We start from the raw sequence: 13511 nt of genomic DNA, 5'->3' as shown, positions 1-13511 counted from the left end.
TGAATTTATTGATGATCAACTTTTTTCCAGATCTTCTGATCTTCGATCTGATGATAAAATTTATCTAAATTGGAAAAACGCAATGTTTCTTTTGAACCCAAAGCCAAATACCCTAAATTTTCCAGACTTGCATCAAAAAGATGGAAAACCCTTTCCTGCAAAGCTTTTTCAAAATAAATCATCACATTTCTGCAGATAATCAGCTGGAAACTATTGAATGAGCTGTCTGAAACCAAATTGTGTGTCGATAAAATCAGTTTTTCCTGAAGACTTTTATCAAATCTTGCACTATCATAATTTGCTGTATAATAATCTGAAAAATCTTTTTTACCACCTGAAAGCATATAGTTTTCAGAATATATTTTCATCTGATTCATCGGAAAAACTCCTGATCTTGCAGTCTCCAGAACCGAAGGATTGATATCTGTTCCGTAGATCAAACACTTATGATACAGATTGGCTTCTCTCAACAAAATTGCCATCGAATATGCCTCTTCCCCAGTTGAGCATCCTGCAACCCAAATTCTGATCAAAGGATAAGTTCCTAACTGAGGCAAAATTTCTTCTCTTAATTTTTTAAAAAAATGCGGATCACGGAACATTTCTGTCACATTTACCGTTATTTCTTCGATAAAATGTTTGAGATAATCCGGATCATTGAGAATTGTGTATCGCAATTCTGCAAAACTGGTAAAACGGTCAATCAGACAAATACGGTTGACCCTGCGTTTGAAAGACGCTCTGCTGTACAAAGAAAAATCGTATCCGTACAAATCGTACACATCTTTGATCAGAAATTCAATTTCTTCGTCTTTTACGATACTCGGTTCCAGCATTTATGACAATTTTTCTATAGCAATTAATAACTTGTCAACATCGATCGGCTTTTTCACATAATCCTGCGCACCTGCATCAAGACATTTCTGACGGTCTTCTTCCATTGCCTGAGCGGTAACGGCAATTACAGGAATATGTTGTATTGATGATGTTTGTCGGATAATTCTCAATGCTTCATAACCATCCATTTCAGGCATCATCATATCCATCAAGACCACTCCGATTTCGGGGTCATTTTTTAAAATCTGAATCGCTTCCTGCGCCATTGTAGAAGTTTCCATCTGAAAACCGCGGGCTTTTAATGTCAATTTAAGAGCAAATATATTTCGTGGATCATCGTCCACAATCAAAATTTTCTTTTTCATAAGAGAATCTGCGATTTAACTTTCATACAACCAAACACGCAACAGAGACAGCAACTGATCAATATCCACAGGTTTTGTAATATAATCTGAAGCTCCTGCTTCAATACATTTATCACGGTCGCCAATCATCGATTTTGCAGTAACTGCAATGATAGGAAGTCTTCTGAATTTCGGCATTTTTCTGATTTCCTGAATGGTTTCGTAGCCATCCATATTCGGCATCATCATATCCATTAAAACAACGTCTACATCCGGATGCTCTTTGATCTGTTCTAAAGCCTGAACGCCGTCCATCGCCAATACAACTTCCACTTTATATTTTTCTAAAGCTTTCGTTAAGGAGAAAATATTTCGGACATCGTCATCCGTGATAAGAATTTTTTTACCGCTTAAAACTTCAGTTAACGAACCCAAAGTTCTGTTTCTGATCGTTTCAACCGAACTGTTTTTTTCTTCTACCAAATGAAGGAACAAGCCAACTTCATCTAAAATCCTCTGATAAGAATGTGCAGTTTTAACAACAATAGAATCAGCATATTGCTTGATTTTCAGTTCTTCGGAAGTCGATAGATTTCGTTCTGTGAAAATAATGATCGGCAGATTTTCTAAACCTTCATAGCTTTTAATAGATTCAATAATTTTGTAAGCATTTCTTCTATTGGCGCCAATATCAAAAATCACACAGTCTACTCCGTTTTGATTGAAAGCTTTCACACTGTCTTCTACGGTATCTTCAACCGACAATGAAATATCAAAATTGCTCAGGAAATACGAAAGTGCATTTGCATGTTTGGCATTTTCTTCTACAATCAAAACTTTCTGCGGCGATTTTTTCAGGGCATCTTCAATCTTTTTGAAGACATCATTCATCTGTTCCATCGCAACGGGTTTATTAATGAAATCAATTGCTCCTTTCATCAAACTTTCCTGTTTTACATGAAGTGACGACATCATGTGAACCGGAATTGGTTTTGTCTGAGGATTAGATTTCAGCTCATCCATTACTTTCCAGCCGTCTTTTACAGGAAGCTGCACATCCAGTAAAATTGCATTCGGATGGTACTGCAACGCAGCAGACAGGGCTTGATCACCTCTTACAACGACCACAGCTTTATAGTTTTGCATTCTTGCATATTTCAGCAAAGCCTTTGCAAAATTGGTGTCGTCTTCAACGATTAAAATCACTTTATCGTCCTTTAAAATGCTATCTCTATCGTCTTCGACATCTTCAGGAATTTCTAAATGATTGAAAGCTGTCGTCACATTACTTTCCTCGTAATCGATAATGTTTTTGATTTCTTCAACGTCTTCTAAAATGACATCTACCAAATTCTGATCGGAATTTACATTTAAATTTGCCTGAATTCCTTTCAGTTTTTCACTCATCGGAATAATCAAACTAAACTCACTTCCTTCATTGACTTTACTTTTCAGATCTAAATATCCTCCTAATAATTTGGCAATTTCACGACTGATAGATAATCCTAAACCGGTTCCTCCAAATTTACGCTGAGTAGATCCATCAGCTTGTTGGAATGCTTCAAAAATAATTTTCTGCTTATCTTCCGGAATCCCGATTCCCGTATCTTTTACTGAGAAAATGATGAAATCTCTATTTTTAAGATCTTTTTTAATGTTTAATTCTACGCTTCCTTCTTTTGTAAATTTCAAGGCATTAGACAAGAGATTTCTTAAAACCTGATCCAAACGCAAACGGTCTGTTTCAAGGCTTTTTGCTAAATCATCTTCGATGTTGATATTAAATTCAATTCCTTTTTCTTTCACCAAAGGATTCATTAAATTTTTCAAATCTTTCACAACATCATTTATCACAACATCTTCATATTCCAGAGACATTTTCCCGGATTCTATTTTAGCTAAATCTAAAATTTCGTCAATCAAAGTCAACAAACTGCTTCCCGAACTTTGAATCACTTTTGCAGATTCTATCTGATCTTCATTCAGATTTTCATCAGGATTTTCAGCCATCAAACGAGATAAAAGTAGAATTGAATTCAGTGGCGTTCGCAATTCATGCGACATATTCGCCAGGAATTCAGATTTGTATTGAGTACTTAAAGCCAATTCTTCAGCTTTTCTCTGAATTTCAATATTTCTTTCAGCAATCAGCTGATTTTTTTCTTCCAGTAATTTTGAACGCTCTTCCAATTCTGTATTGGTCTGCATCAGTTCTTCCTGTTGAACTTTAAGTTCTTCTTCTGAAGCCTGAAGTTTTTGAGTCTGCGCTTCGAGTTCTGTATTTAAATTTTCGAGTTCAGAATGTTGAACTTGAAGTTCTTCCGATTGTGCCTGAGTTTCTTCCAGCAAACGCTGTTCTTTTTCCCGACCTTTTGCAGCACGCAAAGCAATAGCAATATTTCTTGAAGTTTCAACAAAATAATCGATTCTGTCCTGATCAAAATTTTCATTCGAACTTACTTCCAAAACTCCAACGGTAAGTCTGTCTGACATGATAGGAACCAACAAAATCGCATTGATTTTCACCTTGCTGCTTGCAAAAGTAACTGCAAAATCATTTTCATTTAAATCATTGTATGCTTTTGGTTTTTTCTGCACAAAAACTTGACCCACCATTCCCTCTCCTGACTCGAAGATTTGTTTCATATTATTTTCCAAGCCAAACGAACTGCTCAACTTTAATTTACCATCATCCATCAGATAAATGGCACCGTTAATGCAATTTCCATAGTCGATTAATTGATTGAGAGAATCGGTAGTAACTTGCTTTACAGATTTATTTCCTACTAAAGATTCATTTAACAAAGCCAGACCTTTCTGTCTCCAGTCGCTTTTATTAATTTTATCAAAAGAAATTTTCAGAGATTCCGTCATATGGTTGAGTGAATCAACCAGATCTCCTAAGTCGCCGTCATAATCATCAGCAATTCTCTGGCTGTAATCACCATTCGAAACTCTGCTTGCAACCTGCTGAATGACATTCACACGTCTGGAAATTTCGAGATCTTTTGCTTTCAATTGTTTCTCTAGTCTGTCTCTGCGAAGTAGGTCATTGCGTAACTTTACATAGAAGAAAATGGTCACAAAAATTGCCGCCAAAGACGAAAATATGATAAATAAAACAGTGGTTTTTGAAGAACTGTCAAGATCTTTGTTCTTTTTTTCAAGACCGGTTTCTTCAAACTTCACAAAATCCTGTACAATTGAGCGACACTTGTCCATGTACAGTTTACTCATTTCAATTTGTTGCTGAGTCATTGAAATCCCATTGTGCCTGTTTTCGACAAAAAGTTTCAGGTTTCTGATATTTCCATCAACATTCTTCTCTAATTCTTTAAGTCGGAACAACTGAGAAGGTTCTGTGATATCAAGAGATTTCGCTTTATTGATAGATTCGGTGTAAGCTTGCAAACTGCGGTTGTAAGGTTCAAGAAAATTTTCTTTTCCGGTAAGCTGATAACCACGATTTCCTGTTTCTGCATCTAGAAGTGCTATTAGGACATCCTTCACAGCGGTAACCGATCTTCTGCTTTTGGAAACACTTTCACGATGCTGCATCTGATTCTGGATGCTCATATAGGATGCGACCGAACTCGCAATTAAAATAAACAAGGAAAATCCAATCCCAAATTGAAGATTTCTTATAACTTTTTTCGGCATAAAATTAATTTAATGGTAATGTGAAATAAAATGTAGAGCCTTCTTCTACTTTACTGGAAAGACCGATCGTTCCGTGATGCTGTTTGATGATTTCCGAACAGATATACAAACCGATTCCCATTCCCTGAAACTGTACAGATGATTCTTCGACACGGTAAAATTTACGAAAAACTGCATCCTGCTTAAAATCAGGAATTCCGATTCCGAAATCTGTGACGCTTACTTTAACCTCGTCATCATCTACAAAAGTGGTTACGATAACCTGATTATTTTCCGGGGAATATTTTATAGCGTTGGTTAAAAAATTGATTAAAACCTGCTCGATACGTATTGCATCAAAAGAAATCAGGTGATCGATTGTAGCGATGTGACGTTCGATTTTCACATTCGGATTATCGTGCGTCTGAAGAATAGTATCAATAGTATTGTGAATGAGTTTTTCAAGATCAGCAGGTTTTTTATTGATCTTAAGTTTCCCGTTTTCAATTTTGGAAACATCCAATAAATCTGTGATCAATGTATTTAATTTTTCAATCTGATCTAAAGCTTTCGTCACAAAAACGGCTTCTGTATTTTCGGTATTGAGTTTCAGCTTACGATCCAACAATTGCATATAAGCTTTTATGCTTGTCAAAGGTGTTTTCAGTTCGTGACTTGCAATACTCAGAAATTCGTCTTTTTCTTTTTCTACTTTTTTCTGATCTTCAATATCTGTGAATGTTCCTACCCAGTTTTTGACTTTTTCGTTCTGATAAACAGGCGACATTCTCAAAAGGTGATATCTGTAATCTCCGGTATCTCTGTTTTTTATACGAATTTCCAACTCAAGAGCCTTTCCTTTTTTTCTGCATCTTTGAAATTCTTCTTCAATATTCAAATCATCAGAATGCGTTTCCGGAAATTCCTGATCAGAAGATGAATATTCAAACCATTTTTTGTTGACAAAATTGACGATTCCGTCTTCGTTTAGAGTAAATGCAATCTGGGGTAAAGCTTCAAGCATCAGATGAAAATGTTCGATTTCAGACCTCATGGAAACCTGTGCTTCTCTTCTTCCTTTTACTTCAAGCTCCAGACTTTCCTGCGTTTTCTTCATCGCAAGATTATTCTCCTGCAGATTGTAAAAAGTTTTCACTTTTAGCATTAGAATTTCGGGATCGATGGGTTTCGTCACATAATCCATTCCTCCGGAATTGTAACCGCGGGTAATGAATCTTTTTTCTGTATTGACAGCCGATAAAAATATAATCGGAATTTCTTTGGTTTTGCTATATCCTGCAAAGGTTTCTGCGACTTCAAAGCCGTCCATTCCGGGCATTTGTACATCCAAAATAATCAGTGCATAATTATTTTTCAGTGCTTTCCCCAAAGCTTCTTCACCAGAATTGGCAGTATCAACCTGAAAATCTTTCGATTCCAACAGTTTTTTTAACGAATAAATATTGTTCTGGTTATCATCGACAATTAAAATCATAAAAGTAAAATAATCTGGTAAAGGTTATACTTTTCCTCAGCTACCAAAAATACTCACAAATTTTCAAAAAACAGGTTATTATTTTAAGAATATTGACTCACTAAGACAAATAGGCGTTTAAAAAAAACACTTATAACATTTTAATATTAAATTATCACCAAAACTTATAGATCAATAATATTCAATGTACCACAACATATAATTTTTTAATAAAATAATTTATTTTTTTGAATATAATTCATAAAAACAGAAGGCTGGAAAATTTAAGATGCTCAAAAAAGTTGGCATGTTTTTGATCTATTATTAAACTATAAATTTAAATCATGAATTATCAAGAAGCGCTAAAACACAAAAAAGAGTCATTGGAAAAAGCCGATGAATCATTATTAAAATTATATCACATCGTGATTACTCCTGCAAACACTGATGAAAGTTACAAATTCATCGAAGATTTTACGAAAAATCCTGAAGCGTTCGATGATGAAAGCTGCAAAAAATATTGTACAGATGACGAATTTGAAGTAGTAAGTTTTAAAAAAGAAGAATGATTTAATTTAAAAACTTTGAGATACTAATTTCATTTTATTCACAACGGGATTTGCATACATTGATAAGAAACCATTTTTTAAAATTTCATCGTCAACGTTGATTCTCATTTCCAATCTGCGTTCAAACAGCTGTTTTTCTTTTTCAGTATAATTTTTTGAAAACTGGTTGGTTTGATTTAACAGATCGTAAGCAATATAATTGGTGGGCCAAAGATGATAGTTTTGAATGATTGATTCATCAATAATCTGTGCGATTGCCTGAAGCTGTTTGTTTTTATTATCAAAGTTTGCAGAAATATCATCCAATTCCTGATGAAGGACGTTTCCTGAATGTAAGTGAATACGTTTTTTCTGTCCCAAAACTCCACTCATCATGGTGGTAAAGTCTTCGTCTTTAGCTTTGACATAAACTTCGTCTTTCTGTTTTGCCAATAACTGTGGCATTTTCAGAACATCGGTCGGATCATATTCGTATGAAATCGATAAAGGAACGATTTTCAGATTTTTAAAGAAATCAGGAATTGATGTATGGTTTGATGCCATTGCAAGCATTTTCAATACACCTTGTTGTGTGGCATCATTTCCATCTTTTGTGCGACCTTCACGTTGAGCAATCCAGACTGAACGGTTTTCAGATTTCAGGAGCTGAAAAATATATTCCGACATCAATTGAGAACTTTTTAATTGTTCACGCAGCGACAATCCTCTCTGAACCAGAAAATTACGATTCAGTTTGGCGAGAATATGAAGAAAATTCTGTTGCACCAAATTATCACCAATTGCAGAAGATGTCATGACAAAATCTTTTTCTAGAAGTACTAGATTGAGCAATGATGTATCTAAAACAATATCCCGATGATTTGACACGAAAAGATAAGAAGCATTTTTATCTAAATTTTCAAATCCCGAAGTCGTCAAACCCTGAGAACTTGTTTCCAATATTTTTCGGATTGTATGAGAAATAAAATTTTTCTGAAAATCGTAAATCGAAAACGTATCTTTTAGTTGATCCGACCAAATCTCATCATCAACATCAGGAAATGTAAAATTCATCAGCGCTTTCATCATGGGATGACGAACTACACTTTGTACGGCTTCATTGACTTCGCGGTCATCAAACGACCTGATCTCATCAAACTTGGACATTGAATTGCTTACTTTTTATTACGATCTGCAAAAGAACAAAAATTTTTTTGAAGACTGTATGTTAAGTTTTAATTGATTTATATGTCATCAATATGTTATTCTCAAATGAAAAGTATTTGTTTTAAATTTTTATCAACTTACCCTGCTAAAATTATATAAGTTAGTTATCAAATTAACATAATTAATTATTATGATGCGAATTGGAATATGTTTTGTTTAGTGTACGTATCTCAAAATTTAACTGATGGAAAAAAACGACTCTATACCAAAATCTAACCGCAAAAAATGGTTTTTGGGAATTACAGCAACTATTCTTCTGCTTTTAGCAATATTTCCTTTTGCGCTGGATTTTTATCTCCAGAAAAAACTTCCCGATCTCATCAATAAGAAAACGCCTTACAAATTAGAGTTAAAAAACTTTGATCTGAGTCTGATTTCAGGAGATTTTACGGCAACTGATCTTAAAATTTCAACCAAAAATCCTAATGACAAAAAGATCACTCAAATTGATGGAAATGTAAAAAAGATAAAAATCAAAGATTTTGGTGTGTGGAAGGCTATCTTCAGCAAATCTTATCACGCCGATCAGTTTCTTCTTAATGATTCTACTGTAAAAATGCGTCTTGCTCCGAAGTCAGATAAGGAAAAAAAATCTTCCAAAAAAACAGATATTCATATCAATAACATTGTATTGAGCAATGTATTTGCAGACATCGTAAATGCTGATGGAAAGCCTGTTTTTACCGGTAAGAATATCAATGTAAAACTTACAGATATTGAGCAAAATAAAGATGATGCAAAAATCCCACTTGCTTTTAAAGAATTTAAAATCGATGCGCAAGAAGTGAAAATTGGCGTGAATGATTTTTATCAAATCAATTCTGATAAAATTTTTGCGGCGAATAAAACTTTAGATCTCAGAAAATTTCATTTGGTTCCAATTCAGAGTCCTGAAAAATATAATTCAAAAAACGTATTCGATTTTGCTTCTGAACGACTTTTGGCAACAGATTTTAATATCAGCAAAGATTCATTGATCGTTTCAGACATTATTTTTACTCAACCCGATCTGAAAGTGACGTCAACAGGGAAAAATATTGTTGAAAAAGAGAAAAACCCTAAGGAGATCGAAATGAAAATAGGCATGAAAAACATTAACTTCCAAAAAGGAAAAATTGTTGTTTTACAGGCCGACAAAGACAAAACAGCCTCTGTTGATAATTTTAATTTTAAGCTGAGCAATATTGTTTTCGATAAAAATACGGTGAAGGAAAAAATACCTTTCAGATTTACCAACCATGATATCGAAGCTGATAATATTTACCTTAAAGCCAATAAACTTCAGGCGGTAAAAATCAAAAAGATTTCATCAAAAAATTCTGACATTCTGATTGAGAAATTTCAGATGATTGCACTGGGAAGAAGCACGAATAAAGATCTTTTCAATATTGATACTGATGAAATAAAAATCATTAACAACAAAACAAAATACGTTGGGCAGAAACTGAATATTCAACTTGATGGTTTAGAAATAAAAACTCCTTCTATAAAAATTGTTTCGGCAAGTCAAAAATCAAAACCTAAAAAATCTGATTCACCACTTCCTGAATTTGCTTTGAATCTAGGTTTCATTAAAATTTCAAATGGAAAATTTGCGCAAAATTCTCAGGGAAAGGAGAAATTATCGGTTGGAAAATTTGATATCCTTGTGAATCGTATTGTTTCCGGAAATGAATATATGAAAAACGATTTGCCATTTAAAGCAAATAATCATTCGATTACTGCACAAAAGGTTTTTCTGGATGCCGGAAAATATTACACGCTCAAACTTGCCGAACTGAAAAATTCAGGAAAACAAACAGAGATTAAAGAATTGCAATATCTTCCAAAATATTCGAGAGCGGGATTCAGTAAGGTGATTGCAAAAGAAAGTGATTTATATACCATTAAAGTTAAAAAAATCGGAATTACAGATTCTAATTCGAAATTATTTAAGAATCCACAGATTGATATCAGTAAAGTTGATATTGATGGCTTACATTGCAATATTTATCACGATCTGGCTCCACCGGATGATGATGCAGCAAGGTACCTTTTCAGCAAAAAACTTCGTGGAATGAAAATGCCAATGTTTGTAAAGAATGTTGCCATTAAAAATTCAAGTTTGGAGTACGAAGAAAATGCAGAAAACAGCAATATTCCGGGGAAACTGACATTTGATAAATTTGGAATCAATATCACCAATGTGAACAACGGAAAAATAAAAGGCCGTCCTACAGTGATTAATGCCGATGCAAGATTTGCTTTTTACGGAACTGCCGACACTCAGGTCAACTGGAAATTTGATGTAATGAATCTCGAAGATAAATATACTATCAACGGCAAGATTCTGAAGCTCTCAGCAGAAAACGTAAATCTTTTTGTAAGACCGTATCTTAATGTGACTTTGGACGGAAATATCGATTATCTGAAATTTGATTACTACGGAACCAATGCGGGAATTGCAGGGAAATTCTACTTCAAATATAATGAGATGTATGTGAACTTACTTAACAAAAAAGGAAACGAAAGAAAGCTGCTGAGTAAAGTTGCCAATTGGTTTGTCAAAAACGAATCTACAGGTGAACCTGATCATGTAGTGATTGAGAAGAAAAGGGAAGCCGACAGAAGTTTTTTCAGCATGCTTTGGCAGGGAATTATGGAAGGTTTGAAGAAATATCTTATTTAAAAAATCAGAAAAACATGATCAAGACCATATAAAGAACCAATAATTTACATTAAATTTGTACCGTTATACCGTTCTTGATAGTATAACTTTTTTTCATCATTTGTGTTTTTAGCCTTCTCTTTGGAGAGGGCTTTTTTATTTTAATTAAGTTTTAATTTCTATTTACTATGATTAAATAAGACTTAGCCTCAAAAACTAAATATTTGGTCTTATTGTTGAATTATATTTTTTAAAAATAATTCTTCTGATTATGGCAAAGCATATTATCATTGTCGGTGGCGGATTTGCCGGTGTCAATCTTATCAAATCTTTGAAAAACGATTCACGATTCCGTGTTACATTAGTCGATAAAAATAACTATCATTTTTTTCCGCCTTTGATTTATCAGGTGGCAACATCATTTATTCAGGCTTCCAATATCAGTTATCCGTTCAGAAAACTCATTGCAGATGATAACAATGTGCATTTTCATATGGGAAGTCTCGTAAAAGTAAATCCTGAAAACAAAACTATTGAAACCGATACGGGAACCCTTTATTATGATTATCTTGTGTTGGCTCTTGGTACAGAATCAAATTTCTTCGGAATGGAAAACGTGCAGAAATGCAGTTTGCCGATGAAAAATATCGAAGAAGCTCTATATCTTAGAAATCACATGCTTCTTACATTAGAGGAAGCTGCCCGAAACAAAGATATCAGAATCGCCCAACGTCTACAAAACATCGTTATCGCAGGTGGTGGTCCTACAGGAGTAGAATTGGCCGGAATGATTGCTGAAATGGGTAAATATATCGCAGAAAAAGAATATCCGGAAATGAAATTGAGTCTTTCAAACATTTACCTCATCGATGCTCTCCCTACTCTCCTTTCGCCGATGAGCAAAATGGCTCAGAAAACAGCGTATGATAAACTACAGAAATTGGGCGTTAAAATCATCCTGAATGTTTCTGTTAAAGATTATACAGACAATAAAGTAGTGCTTTCAGACGGCAAATTTATTGAGACCGAAACGCTGATCTGGACTTGCGGAGTTATCGGACGTGAAGTTCCCGGACTTCCTGAAGAAAGTATTGTAAAAGGAAGAAGGATTTCGGTTGATGCTTTTAACAAAGTGAGTCATACAAATGATATCTACGCTGTTGGAGATATTTGCCTTCAATTAACTGATGAAAAATTTCCGAAAGGACATCCTCAACTTGCGCAGGTTGCTATACAACAGGCAAATAATCTAGGAACAAATTTTAAAAGAATGGAAAGATCTGAAAAGCATAATTCTTTTAAATATAATGACAAAGGAAGTATGGCTATTATTTCAAAATTCAATGCCGTAGTTGATCTCCCGAAATTTTCGTTTAATGGATTTCTGGCTTGGCTTACATGGCTTTTTATTCACGTTATTCCATTGGTAAGTTTCAGAAGCAAAATACGGTTAGCTCTGGATTGGTTCAGATTATTTATTACCAATAATCCTTCTATCAGAATGATTTTGTATCCAAAAAGAAACACGAAGAACGAGTAAATAAAAACGAACTTAATTTTAGTGAAATCTTTAAAGAGAATTAATCTTAATGAAATTGTTTATTATAAAGGAAAAAAGTATCTTGCCTAACAAACAGAAAGCACCCTTAAAATTTACAATTTTATATGATTAATTTGTATCGGAAAACAGCTCTTATCGAAGGAGTTTCTTACTTGATTTTGCTCTTTATTGCAATGCCTTTAAAATATATTTTTAATATTTCTGAAGCTGTAAAGTATTTTGGCTGGATTCACGGAGTACTGTTTCTTGTATTTGCCGTGGTTCTTTTAGCTGCAGCAATAAAATATAAATGGTCTCTAAAAAGAATTGCCATCTATTTAATTGGTTCCGTTTTACCATTTGTTCCCTTTTATCTTGATAAAAGTCTTAAAAAGGAATATGATATTCAATAATTTTTCAAAGTATAGTTTTAATACAGATATATTGCTCTTGTGGTCTGAATTTTGAACATATATGGTTATTAAAGTCTACTAAGACTTACAGATAATCACAATCACAAAATCCAAATACTATGTACAAGAAAATTTTAGCCGGTTTAGGCGGAGCAATTGCGTTAAACATTTTGCACGAAACCATAAGAAAAAATTTCAGTAATGTTCCACATATCAATGAAGTGGGTGAAGAAGCACTTTTAAAACTTACTGACAATACACCCATCAACATTACGGGAGAAAACAATCTTTATGCTGCGACACTTGTTGGTGACGTTTTGAGTAACGGATTGTATTATGCGACCACAGCAACAAAACATGACCTTACTTCTGGTCTTCTTGCGGGAGTTGGAGCCATTGCACTACCAAAAAAGATGGGATTGAATGACGAGCCAGTTGCTGAAAATACTCAGAAGAAACTGATGACTGTAGGATATTATATTTTTGGAGCATTGGTTACCAAATTTATATATGACAGAATAAAATAATATTAAGAGAATTAAAGTCAAAATAAAAACTCGGTCATTGTAACCGAGTTTTTTATATTTTAAAAATTAAATTTAAAATTTAAGCTGAATAAGCAGATCTGTTTAGGAAAATATTTTTTCCCGAAATTTTATTTTTCGTTAAACTGTAAATAATCTCCACAGAAAAACTTGAAAGTTCGTATAAGACGTATCGTGAATTGCTCACTGTGTTCTCGTTAATCATTCTGCCTTGTGATAACACCATGTTATATTGCATCTCATCCGGCAGATTCGTAAATTCGTAGTAAGAAATATCCATAGTTGTTGTTTTTAATG

The 13511-nt window shown here is 33.9% G+C and carries 11 protein-coding genes; 5 read left to right on the top strand and 6 right to left on the bottom strand.

Annotated features, from left to right (window positions below; genetic code table 11):
* Positions 1–5: 5 nt before the first annotated feature.
* From NZ698_RS04045 to NZ698_RS04030, 4 genes are read right to left on the bottom strand one after another with little or no spacing between them, the layout of a single operon-like run.
* Positions 6–836 carry a CheR family methyltransferase gene (locus tag NZ698_RS04045; protein WP_263001807.1) on the bottom strand — a complete coding sequence of 277 codons (831 nt, stop codon included), beginning with the start codon at positions 834–836 and terminating at the stop codon, positions 6–8.
* Positions 837–1202: a response regulator gene (locus NZ698_RS04040; protein WP_263001806.1), complete on the bottom strand. Its 366-nt coding sequence runs from the start codon at positions 1200–1202 to the stop codon at positions 837–839.
* A 15-nt stretch (positions 1203–1217) separates the two neighbouring features.
* The gene (locus NZ698_RS04035; protein ID WP_263001805.1) at positions 1218–4841 is read right to left on the bottom strand and encodes a response regulator; all 3624 of its coding nucleotides are present in this window, start codon (positions 4839–4841) and stop codon (positions 1218–1220) included.
* A gap of 4 nt (positions 4842–4845) precedes the next feature.
* Positions 4846–6315, bottom strand: a complete 1470-nt coding sequence (locus NZ698_RS04030; protein ID WP_263001804.1) for a hybrid sensor histidine kinase/response regulator — start codon at positions 6313–6315, stop codon at positions 4846–4848.
* A gap of 323 nt (positions 6316–6638) precedes the next feature.
* Here NZ698_RS04030 and NZ698_RS04025 point away from each other — a divergent pair, with 323 nt between their 5' ends.
* Positions 6639–6863, top strand: a complete 225-nt coding sequence (locus NZ698_RS04025; protein ID WP_263001803.1) for a hypothetical protein — start codon at positions 6639–6641, stop codon at positions 6861–6863.
* A gap of 6 nt (positions 6864–6869) precedes the next feature.
* Here the strand turns inward: NZ698_RS04025 and NZ698_RS04020 are convergent, their stop codons facing one another.
* Positions 6870–8009 (bottom strand): 1-acyl-sn-glycerol-3-phosphate acyltransferase, encoded by a 1140-nt coding sequence (locus NZ698_RS04020; protein ID WP_263001802.1) that lies wholly within the window; start codon positions 8007–8009, stop codon positions 6870–6872.
* A 244-nt stretch (positions 8010–8253) separates the two neighbouring features.
* Here NZ698_RS04020 and NZ698_RS04015 point away from each other — a divergent pair, with 244 nt between their 5' ends.
* From NZ698_RS04015 to NZ698_RS04000, 4 genes are all read left to right on the top strand, one after another.
* On the top strand, positions 8254–10737 hold the full coding sequence (locus tag NZ698_RS04015) for a hypothetical protein (protein WP_263001801.1): 2484 nt from the start codon (positions 8254–8256) through the stop codon (positions 10735–10737).
* A 250-nt stretch (positions 10738–10987) separates the two neighbouring features.
* On the top strand, positions 10988–12256 hold the full coding sequence (locus tag NZ698_RS04010; RefSeq protein WP_263001800.1) for an NAD(P)/FAD-dependent oxidoreductase: 1269 nt from the start codon (positions 10988–10990) through the stop codon (positions 12254–12256).
* Positions 12257–12381: 125 nt separating this feature from the next.
* Positions 12382–12669 carry a DUF3817 domain-containing protein gene (locus NZ698_RS04005; RefSeq protein ID WP_263001799.1) on the top strand — a complete coding sequence of 96 codons (288 nt, stop codon included), beginning with the start codon at positions 12382–12384 and terminating at the stop codon, positions 12667–12669.
* A 119-nt stretch (positions 12670–12788) separates the two neighbouring features.
* On the top strand, positions 12789–13196 hold the full coding sequence (locus NZ698_RS04000; protein WP_263001798.1) for a hypothetical protein: 408 nt from the start codon (positions 12789–12791) through the stop codon (positions 13194–13196).
* Between the two features lie 79 nt (positions 13197–13275).
* Here NZ698_RS04000 and NZ698_RS03995 read toward each other — a convergent pair whose 3' ends face one another.
* The gene (locus NZ698_RS03995; protein ID WP_263001797.1) at positions 13276–13494 is read right to left on the bottom strand and encodes a hypothetical protein; all 219 of its coding nucleotides are present in this window, start codon (positions 13492–13494) and stop codon (positions 13276–13278) included.
* Positions 13495–13511: the final 17 nt, after the last annotated feature.

It is taken from the genome of Chryseobacterium edaphi (genome assembly GCF_025628985.1).
Taxonomy (GTDB): Bacteria; Bacteroidota; Bacteroidia; order Flavobacteriales; family Weeksellaceae; genus Chryseobacterium; species Chryseobacterium edaphi.
This window is presented reverse-complemented; position numbering and strand designations above follow the sequence as displayed.